This is a genomic window from Chloroflexota bacterium, assembly GCA_026706485.1.
Classification (GTDB): Bacteria; Chloroflexota; UBA11872; order UBA11872; family UBA11872; genus JAJECS01.
In genome coordinates this window covers 215,519-240,178 of record JAPOYR010000013.1, presented here as the reverse complement: position 1 = coordinate 240,178, position 24,660 = coordinate 215,519, and the positions used below count along the sequence as shown (strand labels likewise).

Sequence of the window (24,660 nt, the reverse complement as noted above, 5' to 3'; positions counted from 1 at the left end):
GCATGGGACGGAAAGTTCACCCAATCGCCTATCGCCTCGGATACACGAAGCGCTGGCTCAGCACGTGGTACGCCGACCGTGACTACACCGCGCTGCTGGCCGAGGACTTCCAGATCCGCAAGATTGTGCGGCAGTTTCTGGACAATCCGCCCGGTCGGCGCGATCAGCGCCGCGGCGGTCGGCGGCGCGGATTCGGCGCCGGCGTGTCGCGCATTGAGATCGAGCGCCAGGTCAGCCAGCTGCGCGTGATCATTCACACGGCGCGACCGGGCATCGTGATCGGTCGTGGGGGAAGCAACCGCGAGGAGATCCAGCGCCTGCTGGAGCTGCACACGAAGAAGCGCACCGTCGTCGACGTCCAGGAAATCGGCCAGCCCGAGCTGGACGCATTCCTGGTGGCGCGCAACGTGGCCGAGCAGTTGGAACGCCGGGTGTCTTTCCGACGGGCCATGAAGGTCACCGCCGAGCGCAGCATGCGCGCCGGCGCTCTGGGCGTGAAGGTCATGGTGAGCGGCCGCCTGGGCGGGCGCGAGATGGCGCGGACCGAGTTCGAGCTCAGCGGCACGGTGCCGCTGCAGACGCTCGACGCCGACATCGACTACGGCTTCACGGAAGCTCGCACGGCGCAAGGGCGCATCGGCGTCAAGGCGTGGATCCATCGCCGCGACGCGCTGAGCGACACCGCCGACATGCTGGCCGGCCGCGTGGGCCGGACAGGGATGGGCGGTCGACGCGCCCCGAGAGGCAACTAGCACCATGTTGATGCCCAAGCGCACCAAGTTTCGCAAGGCGCACCGCGGCCGGCGGCGCGGCCGCGCCGCGCGCGGCAACGACCTGCAATTCGGCGAAGTCGGGCTGCAGGCGCTCAGCGCCGGCTGGGTCGACAGCCGCGAGATCGAGGCGGGCCGACGCGCCATCACCCACGCCATCCACCGCGGCGGCCAGGTGTGGATTCGGCTCTTTCCGGACAAGCCGGTGAGCTCCAAGCCGGCCGAGACGCGCATGGGGAGCGGCAAGGGCAACGTGGACCACTGGGTGGCCGTGGTGAAGCCCGGTCGTGTGCTGTTTGAAATCGCGGGCATTGATGAAGAGCTCGGCCGCGAGGCCATGCGACTCGCGTCGCACAAGATTTCCGTGGCGACTCGCGTCATCACCCGAAATCGCGAGGTCGTCGTTGGCTGATTTGGCAGAGATCCGGGCGCTCGATCCCGATGCCCTGGAAACCCGACGCCGAGAGGCGAAGGAAGAGCTGTTCAGGCTGCGCCTGCAGCATGCGACGCTGCAGCTCACCGCGACCTCGCGGCTGCGCGAGCTGCGGCGCGACATTGCGCAGATCATGACCGTGCAGCGCGAGCGCGAGCTTGTTGGCGCCGTCGCCGTGGAAGAGGACGCGTGATGGACCCGGACGACCAGCGGCGCCAGCGGCGCGTCGGGACCGTGGTGAGCAACCGAACTGACAAGACCATCTCGGTCCAGGTGGAGGCCGTGCGCCGGCACCCGCTGTACCGCAAGCCGGTCCGCGTGCGGCGAAAGCTGCTGGCGCACGACGCCGAAAACGCGTGCGACGTCGGCGACGTGGTGGAGATCGTTTCGTCGCGGCCCTATAGCCGCCGCAAACGCTGGCGGCTCACGCGCATCGTGAATCGCGCCACGCTGACCGAGGAAGAGCAGGCCGCCGTGGAGGCCGCCAGCGAGGCCGCGCAGGTGGTTGATGCAGAGCCCGAAGACGACGTTGAGGCGGCCGCTGAGGCGCCAGCCGATACCAATATCGAGACTGAGGTCGAGGCGGCTACGGACGCATCGGCTGAAGCCGAGGCGGATGTCGCGGCCGACGCACCGGAAAGTGAAGCTCGCTAACGCCATGGTTCAGCAACAGAGCCGACTCAAGGTCGCCGACAACAGCGGTGCGCGCGAGATCATGTGCATCCGCGTGCTCGGCGGTTCCGGCCGCAAGTACGCCGGCGTGGGCGACATCGTGGTGGCCAGCGTCAAGCAGGCCGCGCCCAACAGCCCCGTGCCGAAGGGCAGCGTGGTGCAGGCGGTGGTCGTGCGCGTGGCGAAGGAATACCGACGCGTCGACGGATCGCGAATTCGATTCGACGATAACGCGGCCGTCGTCCTGGACGGTACGGCGCCGCGCGGCACACGCATTTTCGGCCCGGTGGCGCGCGAGCTGCGCGAACGGCGCTTCATGCGCATCGTGTCGCTGGCGCCCGAGGTGCTCTGAGCATGGCCGGCACGCACCGATTTCGGCTCCGCAAGGGTGACACCGTCGAGGTGCTCTCCGGGCGTGACAAGGGCCGCCAGGGCGTCGTCGAACGCGTCGTGCCGGAGACGGGTCAGCTCGTGGTCGAAGCCATTAATGTGCGGAAGCGGCACACCAAGCCGCGTGCCATTGGGCAGCGGGCCGGTATCATTGAGTTCAACGCCCCGCTCGACGCCTCGAACGTCATGCTGGTGTGCCAGCATTGCGACACGCGTTCCCGGATTGGAATTCGTGTGGGCCGTCGCGGGGCGCGAATCCGCCACTGCAAGAGCTGCAACGAACCACTGGACGAGTGATGGCACGCTTGCTTGACCGATATCGAGAGTCGATTCGCCCCGAATTGCAACGGGACCTTGGGCTCGGCAACCTCCACGAGGTGCCGCGGCTGGAGAAGGTCGTGGTGAATGTCGGCATCGGCGCGGCGCTGAGCAACGACGCGATCGTGGACCACACGGTGCGCGATATCGCCGCGGCCACGGGCCAGCGACCCATCGTGACGCGGGCGCGGCGGAGCGTGGCGGCCTTTCGGCTGCGCGCGGGCCAGCGCGTGGGCGTGAAAACCACGCTGCGCGGCCGGCGGATGTATGAGTTCCTGGACCGGTTGATCAACCTGGCGCTGCCGCGGCTGCGCGACTTTCGCGGCCTGTCGCTGCGCGCTTTCGATGGGCGCGGCAACTACTCGATCGGCCTGCCCGAGCAGCTGGTCTTCCCCGAGATCGACTACGACTCGATCGACCAGATTCGCGGTCTGGAGGTCACCCTGGTCACCAGCGCGCAAACCGATGCGCACGCGCGGCGGTTGCTGGAGGCCATCGGTTTGCCGTTCGAACGCGAAGAAGCCATCTAGGAGTCTGCATGGCCAAGAAGTGCAAAATCGTGAAATGGGAGCGGGAGCGCAACGCGTTCAATTCGCCGAACTTCGACGAGCGTTCGCTGCGCGGCCGCAAGCTTCGCTACAAGGTGCGCTACCGCAATCGTTGCGTCCTGTGCGGCCGACCGCGGGCCTACATGCGGCGGTTCGACCTCTGTCGAATCTGTTTTCGCACCCTGGCGGCGCAGGGCGAGATTCCCGGCGTGACGAAGTCGAGCTGGTAGGACGCGATGACTGATCCCATTGCCGACATGCTGACGCGGATGCGCAACGCCGTGACGGCGCGCCACCGCAAAGTGCGGGTGCCGCATTCGGGGCTCAAGGAAGGCATCGCGAAATTGCTGCGCGATGAGGGCTTTATCGCCGGGTTTTCCGTGGTCGAGGAATCGCCGCGGGCGTCAATTGAAATCGACCTGCGGTACGACGCAAACGACGAGCCGCTGCTGCGAGGCTCGAAGCGCGTGAGCCGCCCGGGCCTGCGCGTCTACACCCGCGCCCGCGAAATCCCGCGCGTGATGGGCGGCATCGGCGTGGCCTTGGTTTCGACGTCCAGCGGATTGATGACCGGCAGCGAGGCGCGACGGCGCCGACTCGGCGGCGAAGTGCTCGCCTTCGTCTGGTAGCCAACGTCATGTCACGCATCGGCCAGCTTCCCGTCCCAATCCCCGCCGGGGTCACGGTCAACGTCGGCGACGGCAATGCGGTTGAAGTCAAGGGGCCGAAGGGCTCGCTGGCGCGTGCGCTGCCGGCGTCCATGACCATCACCGCGGCCGACGGCCTGGTGCAGGTGACGCGACCGAACGACGAGCGCAAGCAGCGGGCGCTGCACGGCTTGACGCGCCAGCTGCTCGCCAACATGGTGACCGGCGTCACCGAAGGCTTTCAGAAGCGCCTCGAGATTCAAGGCACTGGATATCGCGCCTCGCTTCAAGGCCGCGCACTCGATTTGCAGTTGGGGTTCTCGCATCCGCAAGTGATCAAGCCCCCGGAGGGCGTGGACATTCAGGTGCCGGATCCGACGCGCATCGTGGTCGAGGGGATCGACAAGGAGGCCGTGGGCCAGATTGCCGCGGAGATTCGGGCGATGCGCCCGGCCGATCCCTACAAAGGCAAAGGCGTCCGCTATGCCGGCGAGTACGTCAGGCAGAAGCCCGGCAAGACCGCTGCCGGATTGGCGACGGCCTGATGGCGACGCACTCACGGCGCGCCAGCCGGTTGCGGCGCCATCAACGCCTGCGGGCCCGGGTTCGCGGCACGGCGGAGCGTCCGCGCCTGGCCGTATTTCGCAGCTTGAAGCACACCTACGCCCAGGTGATCGACGACGCCCGCGGTGTCACGCTTGCCGCCGCCTCGACGCTTGAGTCCGACGCGGCTGACGGATCGCGGCGGGAGCAGGCGAGCGGCGTGGGTCGCGCCATCGCCGAGCGCGCCAAGGCGCTGAAGGTGTCGCGGGTGGTATTCGATCGCGGCGGGTTTGCCTACGCCGGCCGCGTGAAGGCCGTGGCGGACGCGGCGCGCGCCGATGGGTTGGAGTTCTAATCGTGCAATTCGATGGTCGGGGACGACGACAGGCCGGCTTTCTGGACGCCGACGGCGAGCGCCAGCGATTCGAAGATCGCGTGGTGCGGATCAAGCGCGTATCGAAGGTCGTTCGCGGCGGGCGGCGATTCGGCTTCAACGCCATCGTGGTGGTGGGCGATCGCAACGGTCGCGTCGGCGTCAGCGTCGGCCGCGCCCGCGAGGTGGCGGACGCCATTCAGAAGGGCCAGGAACGAGCGCGCCGCGCCATGTTCGACGTGCCGCTCACCGAGGATGGCTCCATCCCGCACTACGTGGAAGCAAGCTTTCGCGCGTCCAAGGTCATCCTGCGTCCCGCGGGCTCGGGGACGGGCGTGATCGCCGGTGGCGCCGTGCGCGCCGTGCTGGAGCTGGCCGGCGTGCGAAACGTGCTCACGAAGATCATCGGCTCGTCAAACGCCATCAACGTCGTACAGGCCACCGTTGAAGCCCTGCAGGCGCTGAGCGACCCGAGCGAGCAGCGGGCGTTGCGGCTGGCCGCGGTTGACTCGGGCGACGATGGCTAGCGCGAAGCTGCATTTGCGTCAGGTGCGGAGTTCGATCGGCACCACGCGCCGTCAGCAGGAGACGTTGCGCGCGCTGGGCTTGGGACGGATTGGCAAGACCGCCGAGCACGAGCAGTCGGCGGCGATCGACGGCATGCTCGTGGTGGTGGGGCACCTCGTCGAATGCCGCCGCGAGGCCGCGGAGTAAGCACATCGTGAAACCGCATGAGCTCGTTCGAACGCCACGCCGGCGACGGCGCCGCCGTCGCGTCGGTCGCGGCGAAGGCAGCGGCCGCGGCAAGACGTCCGGTCGAGGCATGCTCGGCCAGGGCGCGCGAAGCGGGCCGGGGCCGACGCCGGGATTCGAGGGCGGCCAAACGCCGCTCCTCCGGCGCTTTCCCGCTCGCCGTGGCTTCACCAACGACCGATTTCGAACCGACTACCAGCCGGTGAATCTGGGCCGCCTGGCTCAGTTCGATGAGGGGGCCGTGGTGGGGGCGGATGAGCTGCGCGCCCGCGGCATCATCGACGATGGCCTGTTCAAGATCCTGGCGGGCGGCGACTTGCCGCACGCGCTGACGATTCGCGCACCCAAGTTTTCGGCTGCGGCCAAGAAGAAGATCGAGGAGGCCGGCGGCACCGCCGAGGAAATTCCTGCGTGATCCAGACCGCCATCACCGCGTTCCGATTGCCGGATGTGCGCCGGAAGATCCTGTTCACGATTGGCCTCCTGGTGCTATTTCGCCTCGTGGCGCATATCCCCATGCCGGGGGTGGCGACGGATCGGCTGCAGGAGTTCTTCGAAGGCAATCAGCTCCTCGGATTCCTGAACCTGCTTTCGGGCGGCGCGCTCGAGAACTTCTCCATCGTGGCCCTGGGCGTTTATCCCTACGTCACCGCGATGATTGCGTTCCAGGTCCTCACGCCGCTGATTCCGCGGTTGCAGGAGCTTTCCAAGGAAGGCGAGAGCGGGCGCAAGAAAATCGCGCAGTACACCCGAATCGCCACGGTTCCGTTCGCCATGCTGCAGGGCTTTGGCCAGATCACGCTGCTGCGCAGCTCGCAGGCCGACTTGATCTCGCCGTCCCTCGGAGCCCCCGAGATCGTGGCCATGCTGATCGTGATGGCCGCCGGGTCGATGTTCCTGTTGTGGCTCGGCGAGCTGATCACGGAGAACGGCGTGGGCAACGGCGTCTCCATCATCATCTTCGCCGGCATCGTGGCGGGGGCGCCGCAGGCCGTGGGACAGGCCCTGTTCGCCGGCGAGAACATCGGCGGATTCCTGGCGGTGGTGGTGATCGGCCTGGCGATGATCAGCGCGATCGTGTTTGTGCAAGAGGCGCAGCGGCGAATCCCCGTCCACTACGCGAAGCGCGTGCGCGGCAACCGCATGTACGGCGGCCAGAGCACGCATATCCCCCTCAAGGTGAACTCGGCGGGCATGATCCCGCTGATCTTCGCGTTCTCCTTCATGCTGCTGCCGGGCACCATCGCCAGCTACTTCGAGGGCACCGACATCACCTGGTTGGCGGGCCTGGCCAGCGGCATTGCGAATGCCATGAGTCCCAGCAATTTCATCTATTGGGTGGCGACGTTCTTCCTGGTGATCGCCTTCACCTACTTCTATACGCTGGTCATCTTTCAGCAGCAGAACCTGGCGGAGAACCTGCAGAAGAATGGCGGCTTTATTCCGGGAATACGCCCGGGCCGTCCCACGCAGCAGTACCTGATGCGCGTCGTGAATCGCCTGACGCTGGCGGGGTCGCTGTTTCTTGGGTTCGTCGCCGTGCTGCCCTTTCTGGCGCAGCTGGTGACCAACGTCAACGCCGTGGCGCTCAGCAGCACGGGCCTGCTGATCGTGGTCGGCGTCGTGCTCGATACCATGCGGCAGCTCGAGGCCCAACTCTTGATGCGCAACTACGAAGGATTCATTCGGTAGGTTGGCGAGTCACGCACCATTGATCATGGTTTTCCTTGGGCCGCCGGGCGCCGGCAAGGGCACCCAGGCCGAAATGCTGGTTGAGCGGCTGCAGATCACCCACGTGTCGACGGGCGGGCTCTTTCGCCAGGCGATCGCGGAGGGCGCGCCTGTCGGGATGGAGGTGCGGGACTACGTCGAGTCGGGCCGCCTCGTGCCCGACCATCTGGTGATGCAGCTGGTCGAGGACCTGGTGGCCGGACAGAGAAATTCCGGAATCTGCTTCGATGGATTTCCCCGAACGCTGGCGCAGGCGGAGGCGCTGGACGGCGTGCTCGCCAGCTACTCGGCGGGCCTGCACGTGGTGCTGGTCCTGGATCTTCCCGACGAGGTCGCGCTCGGTCGGCTGATGAGTCGCGGCCGAGACGACGACGACTACGCGACGGCGCGCTATCGGCTGGAGGTCTACCAGACCACCACGGCGCCGCTGATCCAGTACTACACGGAGCGCGGACTCGTGGCTCGCGTGGATGGGGACGCCGACATCGACACCGTGGCACAGCGGATCGGCGACGCGCTGGGGGCGCTTGTCGCATGAACGCGGGCAAAGTGGTGGTGAAGACGCCCGAGCAAATCGAGGGAATGCGGGCATCGGGCCGTTTACTGGCGCGCGCGTTGGCCTTGGTCGAGGCGGCGGTGGAGCCCGGCGTCACGACGAATGACCTGAACACGGTGGCGGACGAGTTTATTCGCGACAACGGGGGCACACCGTCGTTCCTGGGCGTGCCGGCCGGGTCCCCCGGGATTGCGCCTTTTCCCGGCAGCATCTGCGCCTCCACCAATGATGTCATCGTGCATGGAATCCCAAGTGGAAATGCGCTGCAGGAAGGCGATATCATTGGCATCGATTGTGGAGTGATCCTCGACGGATGGCACTCCGACTCGGCGGTAACCGTTGCCGTCGGCGAAGTCGACGACGAGGCGGAGCGTCTGATCGCCGTGACGCGCAACGCGCTATATGCGGCAGTCGCCGTCGCCCTACCGGGAAATCGGCTCGGAGATGTCGGCGCGGCCGTGCAGGGCCTCGTTGAGAGCGCCGGGTTCGCGGTCGTCAGGAGATTTGTGGGACACGGAATCGGAAGGACCATGCACGAGCCGCCGCAAGTGCCGAATTTCGGCACCGCGGGCACCGGTGCCGTGCTCGAGGCGGGCACCGCGCTTGCCATCGAGCCCATGGTGAACGTGGGCAGTCCCGACGTGCGCTTTGACGCCGACGGCTGGACCGCCCGCAGCGCCGACGGCAGCCTCTCGGCGCACTTCGAGCACACGATGGTCGTCGGGGCGACGGGACCGATCGTGCTCACGCAGCGGGCGGGCGCCTGATGGCCCAGCGATCGGCACGCGAGGCCCGCACGGCCGATTCCAACGGCAAGAGCAAGTCGCCCATGATCGAGGTGGAGGGCGAGGTGGTCGACACGCTGCCCAACACGATGTTCCTGGTGCGACCCATCGGGCCGAACGGCAAGCCGCTGCGCCTGGTCACGGGTTCGGATGAAGACGAGCCGCCGGCGATCCTGGCCCACCTGTCCGGCCGCATGCGGCTGCGATTCATTCGCGTGGGCGTGGGTGACCGTGTGAAGCTGGAGCTTTCGCCCTATGACCTGACGCGTGGACGCATTACCTGGCGTCTGCGCAACGAGCGGGTCGAGTAGGGGCGTCGCATGAAAGTCAGCGCATCCGTGAAACCGCGTTGCGACAAGTGCCGCATCATTCGTCGGCGCGGCCGGGTCCTCGTGATCTGCGAGAACCCCAAGCACAAGCAGCGGCAAGGGTAGGCGGGTAGCGCCATGGCACGCATCGCCGGGGTCGATATTCCACGGGAGAAGCCCGTTGAGATCGCGCTGACCTACATCTACGGAATCGGGCGCACGTCCAGCCGTCGAATTCTGGCGGACGCGGGCGTAACCGGGTCTAAGCGGGTCATCGATCTGACGAACGACGACCTGGGCCGAATTCGCGACCAGATCGACCGTCACCTGCGCGTGGAGGGCGAGAAGCGTCGCGAGGTGCAAACCAATCTCGCGCGCCTGCGCGAGATTGGGTGCTATCGCGGCATTCGCCATCGCGTCGGACTACCGGCGCGGGGCCAACGCACGCGGACCAATGCCCGGTCGCGCAAAGGGCCACGCCGGGCGGTGGGTATCCGCAAGCGCGTGATCAAGCGGGGCTAGCATGGCCGAACGATCCAGTCGCGCCCGTCGCCGAGACCGCACGCCGGTGCCCAAGGGCGCCGCGCACGTGCACGCGACCTTCAACAACACGATCATCACGATCACCGATCTTCAGGGCGAGACGCTGACCAGCGTGAGCGGGGGTACGGTTGGCATCCGCGGGTCTCGCAAGAGCACGCCCTTCGCGGCGCAGCAGGCGGCCGATCAAGCGGCGCGGCAGGCCATGGACATGGGCATGCGCGACCTCGACGTCTACGTTCGCGGTCCGGGGTCCGGGCGTGATGCCGCGATCCGCGCGCTGCAAGGGTCCGGCCTCAACATCACGAGCATTTCCGACGTGACGCCGATCCCCCACAACGGTCCGCGCCCACCGAAGCGCCGACGCGTCTAGGACGTATTCGAGGAACTATCGCCCATGGCACGCTACACCGGTCCCGTCTGTCGGCTCTGCCGTCGCGAGGGCGAAAAGCTCTTCTTGAAAGGCGATCGCTGCCACACGCCGAAGTGTGCGATCGAGCGACGCGGCGATCGGGGCGGCCCCGGCGCGCGCGGGCTCTCGCGCCGTCGGGCCACCGAGTTCGCGGTGCAGCTGCGCGAGAAGCAGAAGGCCCGCCGCCTCTACGGGGTGCTGGAGCGACAGTTCCGCCGATACTTCAAGCGCGCGGGCCGCGGGGCCGGATCGCGCGGCGAGCGCCTGCTGCAGGAGTTGGAGCTGCGCGTCGACAACGTGGTGTACCGGATGGGATTCGCGCTCAGCCGGGCGCAGGCGCGCCAGCTGATCAACCACGGCCATATCGTGCTGAACGGTCGCAAGCACACCATTCCGTCGGCCACCTTGAAGGTCGGTGACAACCTGCAGGTGCGAGAGAAGAGTCGCCGGATCGAGGCGATCGCCGGCGCGCTGACCCGGGCCGACGCCATGGGGCGTCCGGAATGGGTGCACGTGACGCCTGACGAATTCAGCGGCGTGGTGACGGCGCTGCCTGAACGCGACCACATTGACGCCACTGTGAACGAGCAGCTCATCGTTGAGTTCTATTCCCGGTAGGGACTTCGTGCGGAGGCGCAAGCATGACGTGCGCCAGCCGCATCCGAGAGGACGCCTGTGTTACTAGAATCGTTGGAAGCCGCGAGTCCGGTTGAGCCCGATCCGATCGCCGTCGAGCCGAAGGAGCTCGGCGACGACTACGGCTTGTTTCACATTGAGCCGTTGCGGCCTGGGTTTGCCCACACTCTCGGCACGCCGCTGCGACGCGCGTTGCTGTCGTCGCTGCCCGGCGCGGCAATCGCCACGGCGCGTATCGATGGCGCCTTACACGAGTTCAGCACGCTCGACTTCATGCGCGAGGACATCGTCGAGTTTCTGCTCAACGTCAAGCGCGTGCGGCTGCGGTCGTTCAACCGCGAGCCTTCGCTGTGCATGCTGGAGCACACCGGACCCGGCGTCATCACCGCCGGTCACATCGAGGTGCCGAGCGGGGTTGAGATCGTGAATCCCGACCACTATCTGTGCGAGCTGCCCAGCGAGGGTTTGCTGCGCTGCGAGTTCACCGTCGAGCAGGGCGTGGGATACGTGCCATCGGAAGGCGCCAAGTCGCTGCCGATCGGCGTCATTCCGCTCGATCGCGTGTTTACGCCGGTAACCAAGGTCGAATATCACGTGGAGCATGCCCAGGTTGGGCAGGACACGGAGCACGACCGGCTGGTGCTGCAGGTGTGGACCGACGGCACGACGGGGCCGCACGACGCGCTTCGCGCCGCCGCCCAGCAGCTCGTCAAGTCGTTCGGCATGATTGGCGACGACGAAGTGGCGGCCGGGCCGGCGATCGACTTGCTGGCCGACCAGGGCGTGGCGCCCGGTGAGCCGCTCGAAGATCTCAAGCTCTCAAACCGGGCGGTCAACTGCCTGAAGCGGCATGGCGTGGAGACGATCGAGGAGGTCGCGGCGATGACCGAGGACGACCTCTTCGCGCTGCGCGGCATGGGCGTTCGCCTCATTGACGAGATTCGGGCCGGGCTGTCCCAACGCGGGCTCACGCTTGCCGACGGCGATGGGGCGGAGGAGACGAGCTAGCCATGCGTCATCGCCGCAAGGGACGGCACCTGGGCTGCAATCCGGCGCGCCGCAAGTCGCTGGTGCGCGGCCTGGTGCGCTCGTTGCTTTTGCACGGCCACGTCCAGACCACGGAGGCGCGGGCCAAGGCCATCCGACCCGAAGTGGACCACCTGGTGACGCTGGCGAAGCGCGGCGATCTGCACGCCCGACGCCAGGCGCTGGCGTGGCTCCCCGACCGCGAGGTCGTGAAGGATCTGTTCGACACCGTGCCGGAGCGGTTTCCCGACCGCGACAGCGGGTTCACCAAGATGTACCGCCTGGGTCGCCGGCTGGGCGACGGCGCTCCCTTGGCGCGCTTGGAGCTGCTGTGACCCAATCCCGCACCGTCCGCGCCACGTTCGAATACGACGGCGCCGGCTTTGCCGGATTTCAGCGCCAGGCCGCCGCGCGCACCGTGCAGCAGGAGCTGGAAGCCGCGCTGGCATCGGTCGTGGGCCACGCGGTTCACGTCACGGGCGCGGGCCGGACGGATGCCGGCACGCATGCGACGGGTCAGGTGGTGAGCACGCGCGTGGAGACGCGATTGGATGACGCGACGCTGTGGCGCGCCTGGAATGCCCGGCTGCCCGAGGATCTGGTCGCCCATGACCTCTCGACGGTGGCCGACGGTTTCCACGCGCGACGGGACGCGGTCGAGCGGACCTACGAGTACCGCATCGTCCAGACGCCGCAGCGTCCGGTCTTGGACCGGGACCGCGCGTGGCACGTTCGCGAACCGCTGAACGTGGCGCTCATGCAGGACGCCGCGGGCGAGTTCGTCGGCACCCATGACTTTCGCGCCTTCACCATTGGGCCTGAGACGCGCACGTGGCGGGACATCACCAACATTGCCGTGTGGCGCGAGGGATCCATGGTCGCCGTGCGCGTATCGGGCAACGCCTTTCTCCACCGCATGGTGCGGCGGATGGTGGCCGCCCTGGTGCGCGTTGGCCGCGGAGACTTGACGGCCGGCGACGTGCGACGCCTGCTCCAATCGGGCGACCGCGCATCCGTGGGCGCGACGGCGCCCGCGCACGGCTTGACGCTCGTGGACGTGAAGTATCCGTCGACAGCGAACCGCGCCGAACAGTCGGCGGTGGCCCTGGAGGCGCCGGCATGAGCGCCAAGGCGGCCGGAACCCGCGACTGGCGGGTGATCGACGCGAACGAACGTGTCCTTGGCCGGCTGGCGACCGAGGTCGCCCAGTTGCTGCGGGGCAAGCACAAGCCGGAGTTCGCTCCGAATCTCGATTGCGGCGATGGCGTGATCGTCATCAATGCGTCGCAGGTGCGCGTGACGGGCAACAAGCCCACGCAGAAGTACTACTACCGACACTCGGGCTACCCGGGTGGGCTGCGGCAGACGCGCCTGGACCGCATGCTGGAGCAGCGACCGGAGCGCGTGATCGAGCTTGCGGTCCGCGGCATGCTGCCGAAGAACGCGCTCGGACGGGCGTGCTTTCGCCGCCTGCGGGTGTATGCCGGCGCGGAGCATCCCCATACCGGCCAACGGCCGAAGGCGGTAACCTGACACCATGCTCGAAGGAAACTACTACTACGGTCTGGGCCGGCGAAAGTCAGCCATTGCCCAGGTTCGGGTCTTTCCGGGCGGCGGTCCGTTCATCGTGAACGGCAAACCCATCGAGCAGTTCCTGCCGCTGGCGTTTGACCGATACCACGCCCTGGAACCCCTGCGCGTGCTCGAAGAGGCCAACGTCGGCATCTCGGCGCTGGTGAAGGGCGGCGGACAGCGCGGGCAAGCCGGCGCGATCCGCCTGGGCTTGGCGCGAGCGCTCTGCGAAATGGACCGGGAGTTTCGGCCGCCGTTGAAGCGGGCCGGCATGCTCACGCGCGACGCTCGCGTGAAGGAGCGCAAGAAGCCCGGCCTGGTGGGCGCGCGCAAGGCCAAGCAGTTTACGAAGCGCTAGGTTTCGTCAGTCGTCCGTTGGCGCGCGTGACGCCGCGTCGCCGTGCTCAGGATCGGGAAGATCGAGTTCCGGCAGCGCGCTGAGCGACGGAATGCCGAAGTAGGCCAGGAACAGATCGGACGTTCCGAATTGGACCGGGCGTCCGGGCGTATCGAGCCGGCCGACTTCTTCCACCAGGCCGCGGGCGAGCAACGTGGCCAGGGCGCTGTCGGCGTCGACGCCACGGATGCTTTCGATCTCCGACCGAGTCACCGGCTGTCGATAGGCGATGATGCCCAGGGTTTCGAGCGCGGCCCGCGACAGGCGCGCGCGCGTCTCGAGACCGAGCAGGCGCCGACAAAACGTCGCCGCCCGCGGCGACGAGACCAGCCGATAACCGTCGGCATGCTGCAGCAGCACGATGCCGCGGTCGGCGTAGACGTCTTGCAGCCGCGATATCGAGTCGGACACGTCGGCGGACGGGGCGCCGGTGATCTCGGCGATCTCGTCAACGGTCAATGGTCGATCGGCGACGAACAGCAGCGCCTCGATCACGACGCTCAAGCCCAGATCGTCGGCCAACTCGCCGGTGAAATCCGGGCCGTCGGTGGCAGGTGACCCGCGGTCGGGTGTGGCCATCAGGTTGCCTGCCCATCGCCGTTGGCCGTCGCGGCCGACCAACGCAACATGATTTCGCCAAACGGCCGCGCCTGGACGACCTGCACGCTGCGCTCGATCACCAGGTGGAGCAACGCCATGAACGTCGCGACAAGCTCGTCACGTCCGCTGCACTCGGCGGCCAGCGACGAGAACGCCAGCTCACCCTCGCACGCCATACGCTCGCGAACGGCGCGCACGCGTTCATCCACGCTGACGCGCCGGTGCGGCACGGGCGGCCCGGCGTCTGCCTCCTCGGCACGGGCCACGAACGACCGCATGGCGGCCATGAGCACGTCCAAGTCGCCGCCTCCGGACTCCAGCGGCGGCTGGGCAACCAGCGGCGTGGCGACCCGAATGAACGAGGTGGCGCCCGACTCCCAGCGTTCGCCCAGTTCGGCGGCGACGGCTCTGAACGCGGCGTACACCCGCAACCGGGCGGCCAGATCCTCGGCCGTTTCTTCCTCCGGATCGTCGGGCTGGGCCGGCAGCAGCGCGCGCGACTTGAGCAACAGCAACTGAGAGCCGACCAGCAGAAACTCCGAGGCGGCGTCCGCATACTGCGCTTCGATGTCCTGCGCGTAGGCGAGGAACTGGTCGGTGACCGCGAGCACGGAGACGCCCGTGATGTCCAATCCCTGGCGCTCGATGAGATCGAGCAACAGGTCGAGCGGTCCGTCGAATCCGTCGACGCGGACCTCGAATCCGGTGAGCGCCGAATGCTGGCCGACCGCGCGCCACGGGATCTTCATCGCGTCGCGTCCAACTCCGCCAGCAGCCGCCCGCGGGCGTGGTCGCGGTGGCCGTAGGCCCGCAGGGTCTCGACCACCTCGGGCGCCGATCCCGCAAGCGTCGCCAGTTGCGCGCTGGCCTCGGTATGCGCCACCAGGCGCGCCACCCGGCCGCGACGGCTCTGCGGCGGATACCGTCGCCAACGGATGAGCAGCCACGGGGCGGACGTTTCCAGCAGCGTCAGCATCACGCGATCGAGGCGCCCCGGCCGGCCTTTGCCCACATCATGCAGCAGCGCCGCCACCCAGAGCACACGATCCTCCGGTGCGGCTTCCCGCGCCGCCGCGTAGACGGCCAACGAGTGCCGCTGATCGGCGGGCTGGAGTCGAGCCAGGAGTTGGCGCTCGTTGGGCGTTAGGAGTTTCTGGGCTCGGTGCAACTGCTGACGCGGTACCGTGGCGACGAAGGTCCGGGCGAATTGCTTCACGCGATAGCTAAGCGCCAAGGAGGAGTCCCGAGACCCATTGCGCCGGGCCAGTGATGATGATCGTTCCCTGCGGAATCAGCCAAATGAGCAGAAAGATCCCGATAAGCAGGTAGGGGCCATACCGGCGCAACTCGTTGAGCCGGTCGGCGAGCGGCTGCGGAGCGACGCCGACCAGCACGCTGAACCCGTCCAACGGCGGGACCGGCAGCAGGTTGAAGGCCGCAAGAAGGATATTGAGCTGCACGATCACGACGAGCGCCAGCGTGACGGTGTCGTTGGGCGATGAGTCGATGAACTGTCGCGTCACCGGCGTGATCGCCGCCGCGAGCGCGACGTTCGACACCGGTCCCGCGAGCGCCACCAATGCCATGCCGCGATTGACGCCGAAGCGGAGGCGATATGGGTTGACCAGCACCGGACGGCCCCAACCGAACGAGGCGATGGCGATCATGAGCGTGCCGAGCGGATCGAGATGGCGCATGGGATTCAACGTCAAGCGTCCCTGGTGCCGAGGCAGGTCGTCGCCAAGCCAAGTGGCGGCCAAGGCATGGGAGGCTTCGTGGATGGTGATGGCCACCACGAATGCCACGATCACGGTGATCAGCAGCTCCGGTTGGTCGGCCAGTCTCAGCAACATGGCGTGGTCCTAGAGCAGGGAGTTGACATAATGCACTGCGCATGCGCCGATCGCGACGTCATGCCGGCCGCAGCCGAACGGGGTCGCCGCGCTTTGCGGCCAGGGTTGCTTCGGCGCTGCCGCCGGGAATCGCGATTTCCAACAGCCCGAGGCTGCTCACCACGGCGACCGGATCCGATCCCGAGCCGTAGGTCGGCTGCACGCTGTCGATGCGCACGCCGCCGAGCTCAACCATGCCGTGCGCGATGGCGCGAACGGCGGCGCTCGGAATGTTGGTGATCAAATTGCCAAAGTGATCGACGTGGACGACCCGCCCCTCCACCGTGCCGTCCCGCGTTTTCGCCATGGTCTCGGGTGCGGGTATAGCGTCGTCAATGGGCGACGCCATCGCGTCCGGACGCACGTAGCGGGCCAGGTGACCTGCGACGGGGGCGAACACATCCCGGCCGTGAAACGTGGGGTGGGGATCGGCGCGCCAGTATTCGGGCCGATCGAGATGCCATGTGCCCTCGACGGCCGCTGCTCCCATCAGGAGCCCGTTGTCGGGCCCCACCAGCCAGCGCGACGCCGCGCGCACGATCAGGCCGCGGCGCCGGCCGCCCACGCCGGGGTCGACGACCGCCACGAGGATCGCGCCCGGGGACAGGCGCTCCAGCGAGGCCGCCACGACAACCGCGCCAAGCGCGATGTCTTGTGGGGGAATTCCGTGCGTGATCGATACCACCTGAGCGTCCGGGGCTTGGGCCAGCACGGCGGCCTCCATCTGGCCGGCGTAGGGATCGGTGGTCCCAAAGTCACTGATCAGGGCGACGAGGCGCTGCATCAGGCCCCAAGTGCCGCGGCATGCATGCCGTCAATGGTGGCAGGGATGGCGCTCGCTGGCCGTGGTGACGCCGACAGTCGCATGCGCGGAGGTCTATTTGACATAAGTATTCTCAGTCGACGAACCGTCGGCCTGCGTCGACTCGGCGGCCGCGAGCCGCGAGTGAAGCCGCCGCAGCGCGTCGCGGAGTGCCAGCTCGGGGTCGATCCCCACGCGCCTGGCGGCAAGCGCCAGGCCGAGCAGCGCGTCGCCGGCGCGGGCATCGTCGGGGGCAGGTTCCGAATCTCGATACCAGCGAAGCGCAGCCGCGGCGCCCGGTGGCAAACCGTCCGGTGACGGGCTGCCATCCAGGCTGGCGGCAAGCTTGGCCGCCTGCGCCAGCGCGGGCAGCGCTCCGTCACCGGTCGCCCTGCCGTCTCGCCCGGATTCGGCGCGCTTGGCGTCTTGCCAGATGGCGGCAACCTCGGATATCTGGTGCGCGGTCTGCTCGCCGAAGACGTGTGGATGGCGGCGCACCATCTTGGCGGTGATGCCCTGGACGACATCCGGCCAGGTGAAGTTTTCCTCCTGGCGCGCGATTTCCGCGTGCAACACGATGTTGGCCAGGAGGTCGCCAAGCTCGCCCGCGAGGTCAGCCGGCTCGCCGTCGTCAATGGCGTCGACGACTTCCGCGGCCTCCTCCAGGACATACTTGCGCAGCGAGGCGTGGGTTTGGGCGCGGTCCCACGGACAGCCCTCGGGTCCCCGCAGCGTTTCGAAGACCCTGCGGAGACGAGCGACCGAACGCTCACGCGACGCCTCGGAAGGCTCCGCGTGCAGCGTCAAGGGGAAGTCTGCCGGTTGATCGTCGAGGTCCTGCCAGGCGGTTGAATTCCACGGACGCACGCGGAGTTGGGTGTCCTGGCCGAACTCCTGTGCAATCGTCTGACGCCAGCGTTCGAGCTCGGCCGCATCGCGAATGCCCCGCACTAATGCCGCCAGCGCCGGGTCGGGTAGCCACGCTTGGGCCGCCGGTCCGATCGTCGCCGGTCCAGCCGCCTGAGGTCCGTCCAGACTCAACACTTCGACCTCGAAGCCGGCATCCGCCAGGACTTCCGAAACGATGGCCGCTCCGGGATCGTCGTCGGGTCCATAGCCAGGGGCCAGGTAGGTCACGTCGCCCGCTCCCAGACCAAGCAGCAGTGATTCCCACGATTGGTGCGACGGCGTCTCGAGCCGCACCAGTGGACGATCCACCAGCCCAGCACATGGCTCGATCCAGGCGACCAGCGCGTCGGCCTCGCGGATTGCCCGACGGGCCTTTTGCGACATGGCAGCGGGGTTGCCGGCGCCGACAAAGACGACCGTGCACGACCGGGGCACTGTCATGGGCTTTACACACGCAAGCGGGGCGGCTGGGCTATTCTAGGCGTCGGTCTTGCCGCGCATTGTGGCGCGTTCCGTCGATGAAGCGGCCCCGCGCGCGCCACACCAGGTAGACGGGATCTCATGACAGTCCCAACCGACGCGCGCTATTCGCGCGAGCACGAATGGGCCCGATTTGACGGCGATGACGTAGTCGTGGGCATCACGCCCTATGCCGCCGAGCAACTGGGCGACGTGGTGTTTGTGGAGCTACCCGATGAAGGCCTCCACGTCGACGTGATGGACGAATTCGGCACCGTGGAGTCCGTGAAGGCCGTGTCGCCGCTCTACGCGCCGGTGGCCGGAGAGGTCATCGCGGTCAATACGGAGCTCGACGGCGCGCCCGAGCTGGTCAACAACTCGCCGTTTCACGACGGCTGGCTGATTCGCGTGCGCCCGGATGACGCCGCCACGGCCATCGAGGACTTGCTGGACGCCGAAGCCTACGACGCATTCGTGGATGAGCTACTCGCCTAGCACCAACGCCGACCGCACGCGCATGCTGCGGACCATCGGCGTCGATTCGATCGACGACCTGTTCGTCGACATCCCCGCCGCCCATCGCGATCCCACGCTCGATTTGCCGGAGGCCCTGCCTGAGGTCGACGTGCTGCGCGAGGTGCGCGCCCTGGCTGAGCGGAACCGGGTCCCCGAGGGCGCTCCCAGCTTCCTGGGGGCCGGGTTCTACCGCCATTTCGTGCCGGCGCTCGTGGATCAGCAGCTGCTGCGCTCGGAGTGGTACACGGGCTATACGCCCTATCAAGCCGAGATGACGCAGGGCACGCTGCAATCCATGTACGAGTTTCAGAGTCTCGTCTGTCGGCTCACGGGCATGGAGGTGGCGAACGCCTCGCTCTACGACGGTGCGACCGCGTTGGCCGAGGCCGTGCTGATGTGCCGGGCCATCACGCGCCGCTCCGGCGTCGTCATGGCTGGGACGGTGCATCCGGCCTATCGGGAGGTCGCGGCTACCTACACCCAAGCGGTCGACGTGGAGATTCGCACCATCGACGCCTGGATTCGGACCGGCGAGAACGTGGCGCCGGACATCGAGGCGGTGGCGGCGGCCATCGACGACACGACGGCCTGCGTGGTGCTGCAGCGCCCGGACTTTTTCGGCTGGGTGGTGGACCCGGCGCCGGTGGTGGAGGCCGCTGAGCGTCACGGGGCCAAGATTGTCTACGTGGTCACCGACCCGATTTCGCTCGGCCTGCTGACGCCGCCGGGCGAGCTGGGGGCCGATATCGTGGCCGGCGAGCTGCGGTCGTTGGTCGGCCCGCCGATATACGGGGGTCCCGGCGCGGGGATGCTAGCGACGCGGCAGGCGTTCATTCGCCGCCTTCCCGGACGCATTGCCGGGCGCACGACCGACATCGATGGACAGCAGGGATTCGTGCTGACCCTGCAGACGCGCGAGCAGCACATCCGGCGCGAGCGCGCGACCTCGAACATCACGACTAACCAGGCCTTGGTGGCGCTTGGCGCGGCGATTTCGATCAGCGCGCTCGGACCCGGAGGCCTGCGCGGACTGGCGACGCAAAGCCTGAGCGCGGCGCATCGGTGCGCCGAGGCGCTCAGCAACATTGGGGCCACCGTCTGGGACGCCGCGCCGTACTTTCACGAGTTCATCGTGCATGCGCCGCGCGGCGGCGAGGAGACCGTCCAGGCGCTGGCCGACGAAGGCGTGTTTGGCGGCTTTCCGCTGGGCCGCGTCGATCCCTCGCTCGACGATGCCTTGCTGGTGTGCGCGACGGACCTCACCACACGCGCCGACCTGGAGGCGCTTTCAAATGCCTGGCGGGCCGTGCATCGTGGCTAGCGAGCCGCTGATCTTCGAGCTGGCCAGTCCCGGCCGGCCCGGCGTGCGACCGCCCCTGCCACAGTTCGACGCCGTCGATCCGACAGCGGTGCTGCCCGAGGGCCAGGTTCGCGAGGCGCTCGATTTGCCGGAGGTCTCGGAAATCGACGTGATGCGCCACTTCGTGCGCCTCTCGCAGCGCAATCACAGCATCGACACGGCGATATATCCGCTGGGCTCCTGCACGATGAAATACAACCCCAAGATCAACGAGGTGACAGCCCGTCTTCCGGGACTGGTCGAGCCGCACCCCTACCAGCCCGAGGGATCGGTGCAAGGGCTGCTGGCGCTCATTCACCATTTGGAGGCCCTGCTGGCTGAGATTGCGGGCTTCGCCACGGTCACCACGCAGCCCGCGGCGGGATCGCAGGGCGAGATGGTGGGACTGCTCTGCATCCAGGCCTGGATGCGCAGTCGCGGCGAGCGGCGGACGACCGTGCTGGTGCCCGACTCGGCGCATGGCACGAATCCCGCCACGGCCACAATGACCGGGATGCGGGTCAGGCCCCTGGGCACGGCGCCGGACGGAAACATCGACCTGGACGAGCTGGACGCCAAGCTCAACGACGACGTGGCGGCCCTGATGCTCACCCTGCCGACCACGCTTGGCCTGTTCGAACAGCGAATTCTGGAGGTCACGCGGCGCGTGCATGCGGCCGGCGGGCAGGTGTACGGCGACGGCGCCAACATGAACGCGATGCTGGGCCGGGTGCGTCCGGGCGATCTGGGCATCGACGTGATGCATTTGAATTTACATAAAACATTCACCACGCCCCACGGCGGCGGTGGGCCCGGGGCCGGAGCGCTGGGTGTTCAGGCGCATCTGGCGCCGTTTCTGCCGGGTCCGCAGATCGTCCAACGCGATGCGGGCTATGCGCTCGAGCCGGCGGGTCCCGACAGCATCGGCCGGGTGCACTCGCACGTCGGCAACGTCGGCAACCTGATTCGAGGCTATACCTACATTCGCAGCCTGGGGCGGGACGGCATGCGCGAGGTGGCCGATGACGCGGTGCTTCACGCGAACTATCTGCGCGCGCGACTGGCGCCGCACTTCGACATCCCCTATGACCGCATTTGCATGCACGAGGTGGTGCTGGCGGGTACGCGGCAGCGGGCGCTGGGCGTACGCACCACCGACATCGCCAAGCGGCTCATCGACTACGGCGTGCATCCGCCCACGGTGTATTTCCCGCTGATCGTCGACGAGGCGCTGATGATCGAGCCGACGGAGACCGAGTCGATCGAGTCGCTGGACCAATTCGCGGAGGCCCTGATCAACGTGGCCCAGGAGGCCGAGTCGAATCCGGAGATGCTGCACGCCGCGCCGATGACCGCGCCCACTCGCCGGCTGGACGAAGTGACGGCCAACCGCTCGCCGGACGTGAACTGGACTCCCGCCGGCTAGAACGCAAGGCTCAGTCGGCCCGGGTGCGCTCCCAGGTGAGGACGTGCAAGTGGGCCTCGCGCGCTGTGCGGAATGCCAGGGCGGCGCCGTTGGGGCTGATCCGCCAGTCCAGCACCTCCATATCGACCTCGTGACGGGTCGGATCCGTCAGCGCGCCTTCCAGATAGAAGTTGGGAGCCGCCAGACGCCAAAGGCGAAACGGGCGGCCGGGCGATCGTCGGAGCGAAACGGCCAACAGGCCGCTCTCATCCGGCATCCAGCGCAGACTCATGCGGGACGGCAGGGTCCACCGTTGTCCGCTGAACAGGTCGATGGCGAACTGCCCATTGCGGCCGCGCTCGTCGAGAACCACCGCAAAGGTCATGTGCCGGCCGGAGGGAGAGACATTCACGGCGAGCACCTGCCGTCCAAGCGGCCATTGCTCGTGCAGCTGGCCCTCTGGACCTATCACACGGAGGGCTGTTATCGCCTCCAAGCTGTCGCTGCCGATCACCAGCAGCATGCCGTCGGCGCGCCATCCGGCAACGCCGCCCAATACCCGCGCGACGACGCGGCGATCCCCGCCATCCATCCGCATGCGAACCACGTCCGCCGGATGGGTAAAGGGCGCTTGGGCGCCTGAGTTCCATAGGCTGCCGGCTAGGTGCGTCTCTGCCGGATTCGGGAGCGGGCGACCGCCGATCCGCGACACTTCCCACGTGGCCAACGTGTTGCGGTCATGTACGCGGACGGTTTCGCGCTGCTGGCCGGCGGTCAGGATGTAGCGTCCCGTCCGTGAAAACCGTCCCCACAGGTGCGAGACGACCCCCTCATCGCCGGTTTGGACGTGCACGGCCCGCGTATAGGGCAGCCCGGCGTCGTCGACGTCGAGCATCCAGATCTCGTCCCCATCAGGCGACCAGATCCAACCGGGATGCACCGTGCGCGAAACCGCCGCTTGCAGCCGCACGGTGGCGGGGTCTATGCCGGTGGCCACGGCTTTTCGAAGTCGTTGAGATTAGGCCCGCCAAAGCGCACGTCCGGTTGGTCGTAGATCGACTGCCAGCGCGAAGGATTGCTGAGATCGATCTGGAAAGGGAGCCTGCCGCGAGGCGCGTAGATCGCGGGCCAATCGGCGGAAACCCACAGCAACGGGTTGGTGCTGACGCGCATGGCGTCGTACCGCACCTCGAAATGCAGGTGCGGCGAACCGCTGCAGGCATACGTCACCGAATCGCCGCTCTCGCCGATCACCTGCCCGCGGTGAACCCGCTGACCAATGTGCGACACGAGGCTCCGCGACAGATGGCCGTAGATTGTCGTGATGCCGAGCCCGGGATGATCGATGGATACGTGCAGCGGCCACGCGCGGCGAACGCCGCCGATCTCGCGCACGATGCCATCCGCCGCGGCGATGATTTCCGTGCCGCAGGCCATGCCGAAGTCGACCCCGAAATGCAGCCCCTGACCTTCGTTGTAGATACTCTGGCGCATGCGGTAGGCAAACGTGGTGTTGCCATACCACTGGTCGAGCCACCAGGTCCGGGGTGACGATTCACCGGCGATTGGGAGCGATAGGGCCTCGACGGCGGGCGCCGGACGGGCCGCGACCGGACAGACGGTTGCCAGCCCCAGGCCGGCGACGTAGGCCAGAACCCGTCGGCGTCCAAGAAGCGACGAGGAGTGAGGCATAGGCGAGTGAATCCTCCCCGCTGGGGCCAGCTTCTCCACCGTCAGCGGCGCTCCGGGTGCGCGTGCGAGACTTCGAGGCTTACCTGCCGTCGAGTGCCGGGATGCAAATCACACACATCGAGCGAATCGTCGTCGACGCTGGTCACACGCCCACGGCGGGACGCCATATGCGGCGCGGGCTGGCCGATTGGGCCCTTGCCGAAGTATGCAAAGTTACCACCGACACGGGGCTCGTGGGATGGGGCGAGACCCTGCCGCACTACACCTGGGGCGTCGTCACCGACGCCGGTGTGGACCGCGCCATGGGTGCGAATCCGGCCGACCTGCTCTGGGACGACTCGCTCGGCGCCGGTCTGCAGCAGGCGCTGTTCGACGTGGTCGGGCAGGCGCTGGGCGTGCCGGTGCACCGGCTCATGGGATCCGCCGTGCGCACGCGCTGCCCCCTGGCCTGGTGGTGTTACGACATGCCGCCGCACGACTGGGCGTCCGAGGCGCGCGCCGGCATCGAGGCGGGCTACACCGCGTTCAAGCTGAAGGCGCGCCCGTGGTTCGACATCGTCGAGCAGGTGGAAGCGGTGAGTGCCGCGACGCCCGCGCACGCGAAGCTGGACCTGGACTTCAACGCGCTGCTGGTCGACGCCGGGCACGCCAAACCGCTGCTCACGACGCTGGCGGGCTACCCCAAGGTCGCGATATTCGAAACGCCGATTCCCCAGACGGACATCGGTGGCAACCGCGCCCTGCGGGCGGCCGTGCCGCGCCCGATTGCGATGCACTTTGACTCGCCGCCGTTCTTGACGACCGTGAAAGAGGGCGTGTGCGACGGATTTGTCGTTAGCGGCGGCGCCGCGAGCTGCCTGCACCAGGGGGCGCAAGCCCACGCCGCGAACATGCCGCTGTGGCTCCAGTTGGTGGGCACCGGCATCACGACGGCCTTTGCGATGCACCTGGGCGCGGTGCTTCCGGCGGCGCGCTGGCCGGCCATCAGCTGCCTCAACACCTACGCCTACGACCTGCTCACTGAGCCGCTGCCAGTGGAGCATGGCTATGTGCCCGTGCCCCAGGCGCCGGGCCTTGGCGTAACGGTCGATGAGGATCTCATCCACCGCCTCAGGCGACCGGACGCCAGCTCACTCGACCTCCCGCGCACGATCTATACGGTTCGCTGGGCCGACGGGCGCACCGCCGAATACGTGGACCGGGACGTCTACGAGCCCGACTTCATGGCCGGCAACCAGCCGGTGTTCGAGCGGGGCGTGACGCTGTCCACGACCGAAGACGACGGCAGCGTGGCCTTCGATCAGCGGTTTCGGTCGATCGAGGCCGCGGGCTGCCTGGTGAGTGCGTCGTAGGGACGGGTCAACCGCTTTACATAACAATTATGATGTCGTGACGTGTCGCGGTGCCAGCTGGGGTGGACTGAAGCGGCGCTCGAAGGGATGGCGGCCTGCGGCGCATGGCCGACGCGGGCGGCTGTGCGAGCCTTTCGCGGAAAATGCGGTCGATCGCGAGAAGTGGCGCTGAGGTCGTGACGCGCCGCCGTGGTGGACTTGCGGGGCTTTTTCGCCCGTCTGATGTCGATGGTCCGTGCAACGCCTGCTGTGTGCCCGTGACCGGGCGGCAGCTCGCGGAGCCG

The 24,660-nt window shown here is 67.7% G+C and carries 38 protein-coding genes and 1 pseudogene; 31 read left to right on the top strand and 8 right to left on the bottom strand.

The window, feature by feature from the left end; translation table 11 throughout:
- The first annotated feature begins 2 nt into the window (after positions 1-2).
- The 27 genes and pseudogenes from rpsC (at position 3) to rpsI (ending at position 13,371) form a co-directional block, all read left to right on the top strand.
- Positions 3-752, top strand: a complete 750-nt coding sequence (gene rpsC / locus OXG79_14685) for a 30S ribosomal protein S3 (GenBank protein ID MCY3785011.1) — start codon at positions 3-5, stop codon at positions 750-752.
- Between the two features lie 4 nt (positions 753-756).
- The gene (gene rplP / locus OXG79_14680; protein MCY3785010.1) at positions 757-1,182 is read left to right on the top strand and encodes a 50S ribosomal protein L16; all 426 of its coding nucleotides are present in this window, start codon (positions 757-759) and stop codon (positions 1,180-1,182) included.
- A 1-nt stretch (position 1,183) separates the two neighbouring features.
- Entirely contained in the window at positions 1,184-1,396 is a 213-nt protein-coding gene (gene rpmC, locus OXG79_14675) for a 50S ribosomal protein L29 (protein ID MCY3785009.1), read from the top strand.
- A pseudogene (gene rpsQ / locus OXG79_14670) lies at positions 1,396-1,650 on the top strand (30S ribosomal protein S17). The gene rpmC and the pseudogene rpsQ overlap by 1 nt, the downstream one beginning before the upstream one ends.
- A gap of 211 nt (positions 1,651-1,861) precedes the next feature.
- The gene (rplN, locus tag OXG79_14665) at positions 1,862-2,227 is read left to right on the top strand and encodes a 50S ribosomal protein L14 (protein MCY3785008.1); all 366 of its coding nucleotides are present in this window, start codon (positions 1,862-1,864) and stop codon (positions 2,225-2,227) included.
- 2 nt (positions 2,228-2,229) lie between these two features.
- Positions 2,230-2,562, top strand: a complete 333-nt coding sequence (rplX, locus tag OXG79_14660) for a 50S ribosomal protein L24 (protein MCY3785007.1) — start codon at positions 2,230-2,232, stop codon at positions 2,560-2,562.
- The gene (gene rplE, locus OXG79_14655) at positions 2,562-3,113 is read left to right on the top strand and encodes a 50S ribosomal protein L5 (protein ID MCY3785006.1); all 552 of its coding nucleotides are present in this window, start codon (positions 2,562-2,564) and stop codon (positions 3,111-3,113) included. Before rplX ends, rplE begins: the two co-directional genes overlap by 1 nt.
- 8 nt (positions 3,114-3,121) lie before the next feature.
- Complete coding sequence (locus OXG79_14650; GenBank protein MCY3785005.1) at positions 3,122-3,361, top strand: type Z 30S ribosomal protein S14; 240 nt, start codon at positions 3,122-3,124, stop codon at positions 3,359-3,361.
- 6 nt (positions 3,362-3,367) lie between these two features.
- Complete coding sequence (gene rpsH / locus OXG79_14645) at positions 3,368-3,760, top strand: 30S ribosomal protein S8 (protein MCY3785004.1); 393 nt, start codon at positions 3,368-3,370, stop codon at positions 3,758-3,760.
- An 8-nt stretch (positions 3,761-3,768) separates the two neighbouring features.
- The gene (gene rplF / locus OXG79_14640) at positions 3,769-4,323 is read left to right on the top strand and encodes a 50S ribosomal protein L6 (protein MCY3785003.1); all 555 of its coding nucleotides are present in this window, start codon (positions 3,769-3,771) and stop codon (positions 4,321-4,323) included.
- Positions 4,323-4,676, top strand: coding sequence for a 50S ribosomal protein L18 (gene rplR / locus OXG79_14635; protein ID MCY3785002.1), 354 nt, complete (start codon positions 4,323-4,325; stop codon positions 4,674-4,676). The genes rplF and rplR overlap by 1 nt, the downstream gene beginning before the upstream one ends.
- Positions 4,677-4,678: 2 nt before the next feature.
- Positions 4,679-5,221, top strand: coding sequence for a 30S ribosomal protein S5 (rpsE, locus tag OXG79_14630; protein ID MCY3785001.1), 543 nt, complete (start codon positions 4,679-4,681; stop codon positions 5,219-5,221).
- Complete coding sequence (gene rpmD, locus OXG79_14625; GenBank protein MCY3785000.1) at positions 5,214-5,408, top strand: 50S ribosomal protein L30; 195 nt, start codon at positions 5,214-5,216, stop codon at positions 5,406-5,408. The genes rpsE and rpmD overlap by 8 nt, the downstream gene beginning before the upstream one ends.
- Before the next feature lie 7 nt (positions 5,409-5,415).
- The gene (gene rplO / locus OXG79_14620; protein ID MCY3784999.1) at positions 5,416-5,862 is read left to right on the top strand and encodes a 50S ribosomal protein L15; all 447 of its coding nucleotides are present in this window, start codon (positions 5,416-5,418) and stop codon (positions 5,860-5,862) included.
- Complete coding sequence (gene secY, locus OXG79_14615; protein ID MCY3784998.1) at positions 5,859-7,139, top strand: preprotein translocase subunit SecY; 1,281 nt, start codon at positions 5,859-5,861, stop codon at positions 7,137-7,139. The genes rplO and secY overlap by 4 nt, the downstream gene beginning before the upstream one ends.
- A 25-nt stretch (positions 7,140-7,164) precedes the next feature.
- Positions 7,165-7,716 (top strand): adenylate kinase, encoded by a 552-nt coding sequence (locus tag OXG79_14610; protein ID MCY3784997.1) that lies wholly within the window; start codon positions 7,165-7,167, stop codon positions 7,714-7,716.
- Positions 7,713-8,501 (top strand): type I methionyl aminopeptidase, encoded by a 789-nt coding sequence (gene map / locus OXG79_14605; GenBank protein ID MCY3784996.1) that lies wholly within the window; start codon positions 7,713-7,715, stop codon positions 8,499-8,501. Before OXG79_14610 ends, map begins: the two co-directional genes overlap by 4 nt.
- Entirely contained in the window at positions 8,501-8,830 is a 330-nt protein-coding gene (locus OXG79_14600) for a translation initiation factor IF-1 (protein MCY3784995.1), read from the top strand. Before map ends, OXG79_14600 begins: the two co-directional genes overlap by 1 nt.
- Positions 8,831-8,839: 9 nt before the next feature.
- Complete coding sequence (gene rpmJ, locus OXG79_14595) at positions 8,840-8,953, top strand: 50S ribosomal protein L36 (protein MCY3784994.1); 114 nt, start codon at positions 8,840-8,842, stop codon at positions 8,951-8,953.
- 12 nt (positions 8,954-8,965) lie between these two features.
- The gene (gene rpsM, locus OXG79_14590; GenBank protein ID MCY3784993.1) at positions 8,966-9,349 is read left to right on the top strand and encodes a 30S ribosomal protein S13; all 384 of its coding nucleotides are present in this window, start codon (positions 8,966-8,968) and stop codon (positions 9,347-9,349) included.
- 1 nt (position 9,350) lies between these two features.
- Positions 9,351-9,740, top strand: a complete 390-nt coding sequence (gene rpsK, locus OXG79_14585; GenBank protein ID MCY3784992.1) for a 30S ribosomal protein S11 — start codon at positions 9,351-9,353, stop codon at positions 9,738-9,740.
- A 24-nt stretch (positions 9,741-9,764) separates the two neighbouring features.
- On the top strand, positions 9,765-10,397 hold the full coding sequence (gene rpsD, locus OXG79_14580; GenBank protein ID MCY3784991.1) for a 30S ribosomal protein S4: 633 nt from the start codon (positions 9,765-9,767) through the stop codon (positions 10,395-10,397).
- Positions 10,398-10,454: 57 nt separating this feature from the next.
- On the top strand, positions 10,455-11,423 hold the full coding sequence (locus tag OXG79_14575; GenBank protein ID MCY3784990.1) for a DNA-directed RNA polymerase subunit alpha: 969 nt from the start codon (positions 10,455-10,457) through the stop codon (positions 11,421-11,423).
- Positions 11,424-11,425: 2 nt separating this feature from the next.
- Positions 11,426-11,776: a 50S ribosomal protein L17 gene (gene rplQ / locus OXG79_14570; GenBank protein ID MCY3784989.1), complete on the top strand. Its 351-nt coding sequence runs from the start codon at positions 11,426-11,428 to the stop codon at positions 11,774-11,776.
- Positions 11,773-12,564: a tRNA pseudouridine(38-40) synthase TruA gene (gene truA / locus OXG79_14565; protein ID MCY3784988.1), complete on the top strand. Its 792-nt coding sequence runs from the start codon at positions 11,773-11,775 to the stop codon at positions 12,562-12,564. The genes rplQ and truA overlap by 4 nt, the downstream gene beginning before the upstream one ends.
- Positions 12,561-12,974 (top strand): 50S ribosomal protein L13, encoded by a 414-nt coding sequence (rplM, locus tag OXG79_14560; protein ID MCY3784987.1) that lies wholly within the window; start codon positions 12,561-12,563, stop codon positions 12,972-12,974. The genes truA and rplM overlap by 4 nt, the downstream gene beginning before the upstream one ends.
- A 4-nt stretch (positions 12,975-12,978) precedes the next feature.
- Positions 12,979-13,371 carry a 30S ribosomal protein S9 gene (gene rpsI, locus OXG79_14555; protein MCY3784986.1) on the top strand — a complete coding sequence of 131 codons (393 nt, stop codon included), beginning with the start codon at positions 12,979-12,981 and terminating at the stop codon, positions 13,369-13,371.
- A gap of 6 nt (positions 13,372-13,377) precedes the next feature.
- On the opposite strand, the gene scpB is transcribed toward rpsI, so the two are convergent.
- From scpB to OXG79_14525, 6 genes are all read right to left on the bottom strand, one after another.
- Complete coding sequence (gene scpB / locus OXG79_14550; GenBank protein ID MCY3784985.1) at positions 13,378-13,989, bottom strand: SMC-Scp complex subunit ScpB; 612 nt, start codon at positions 13,987-13,989, stop codon at positions 13,378-13,380.
- Complete coding sequence (locus tag OXG79_14545) at positions 13,989-14,759, bottom strand: ScpA family protein (protein ID MCY3784984.1); 771 nt, start codon at positions 14,757-14,759, stop codon at positions 13,989-13,991. The genes scpB and OXG79_14545 overlap by 1 nt, the downstream gene beginning before the upstream one ends.
- Positions 14,756-15,244, bottom strand: coding sequence for an HD domain-containing protein (locus OXG79_14540; protein MCY3784983.1), 489 nt, complete (start codon positions 15,242-15,244; stop codon positions 14,756-14,758). The genes OXG79_14545 and OXG79_14540 overlap by 4 nt, the downstream gene beginning before the upstream one ends.
- The gene (locus OXG79_14535) at positions 15,234-15,863 is read right to left on the bottom strand and encodes a site-2 protease family protein (protein ID MCY3784982.1); all 630 of its coding nucleotides are present in this window, start codon (positions 15,861-15,863) and stop codon (positions 15,234-15,236) included. Before OXG79_14535 ends, OXG79_14540 begins: the two co-directional genes overlap by 11 nt.
- A gap of 58 nt (positions 15,864-15,921) precedes the next feature.
- Positions 15,922-16,686, bottom strand: coding sequence for an SAM-dependent chlorinase/fluorinase (locus OXG79_14530; GenBank protein MCY3784981.1), 765 nt, complete (start codon positions 16,684-16,686; stop codon positions 15,922-15,924).
- A gap of 93 nt (positions 16,687-16,779) precedes the next feature.
- Positions 16,780-18,054 carry a hypothetical protein gene (locus OXG79_14525; GenBank protein ID MCY3784980.1) on the bottom strand — a complete coding sequence of 425 codons (1,275 nt, stop codon included), beginning with the start codon at positions 18,052-18,054 and terminating at the stop codon, positions 16,780-16,782.
- A 120-nt stretch (positions 18,055-18,174) separates the two neighbouring features.
- Between OXG79_14525 and gcvH the strand changes: the two genes are divergently transcribed.
- Genes gcvH through gcvPB form a run of 3 tightly spaced genes read left to right on the top strand, consistent with a single transcriptional unit; the run spans position 18,175 to position 21,353 of the window.
- Positions 18,175-18,567 (top strand): glycine cleavage system protein GcvH, encoded by a 393-nt coding sequence (gene gcvH / locus OXG79_14520; protein MCY3784979.1) that lies wholly within the window; start codon positions 18,175-18,177, stop codon positions 18,565-18,567.
- Positions 18,551-19,909, top strand: a complete 1,359-nt coding sequence (gcvPA, locus tag OXG79_14515; GenBank protein MCY3784978.1) for an aminomethyl-transferring glycine dehydrogenase subunit GcvPA — start codon at positions 18,551-18,553, stop codon at positions 19,907-19,909. Before gcvH ends, gcvPA begins: the two co-directional genes overlap by 17 nt.
- Positions 19,902-21,353, top strand: a complete 1,452-nt coding sequence (gcvPB, locus tag OXG79_14510) for an aminomethyl-transferring glycine dehydrogenase subunit GcvPB (GenBank protein MCY3784977.1) — start codon at positions 19,902-19,904, stop codon at positions 21,351-21,353. The genes gcvPA and gcvPB overlap by 8 nt, the downstream gene beginning before the upstream one ends.
- A gap of 10 nt (positions 21,354-21,363) precedes the next feature.
- On the opposite strand, the gene OXG79_14505 is transcribed toward gcvPB, so the two are convergent.
- Both OXG79_14505 and OXG79_14500 read right to left on the bottom strand, forming a co-directional pair.
- Positions 21,364-22,329, bottom strand: a complete 966-nt coding sequence (locus OXG79_14505; protein MCY3784976.1) for a hypothetical protein — start codon at positions 22,327-22,329, stop codon at positions 21,364-21,366.
- Entirely contained in the window at positions 22,314-23,024 is a 711-nt protein-coding gene (locus OXG79_14500; GenBank protein MCY3784975.1) for a M23 family metallopeptidase, read from the bottom strand. Before OXG79_14500 ends, OXG79_14505 begins: the two co-directional genes overlap by 16 nt.
- A 101-nt stretch (positions 23,025-23,125) precedes the next feature.
- Here OXG79_14500 and OXG79_14495 point away from each other — a divergent pair, with 101 nt between their 5' ends.
- Entirely contained in the window at positions 23,126-24,376 is a 1,251-nt protein-coding gene (locus OXG79_14495; GenBank protein ID MCY3784974.1) for an enolase, read from the top strand.
- The last annotated feature ends 284 nt before the right edge of the window (positions 24,377-24,660 follow it).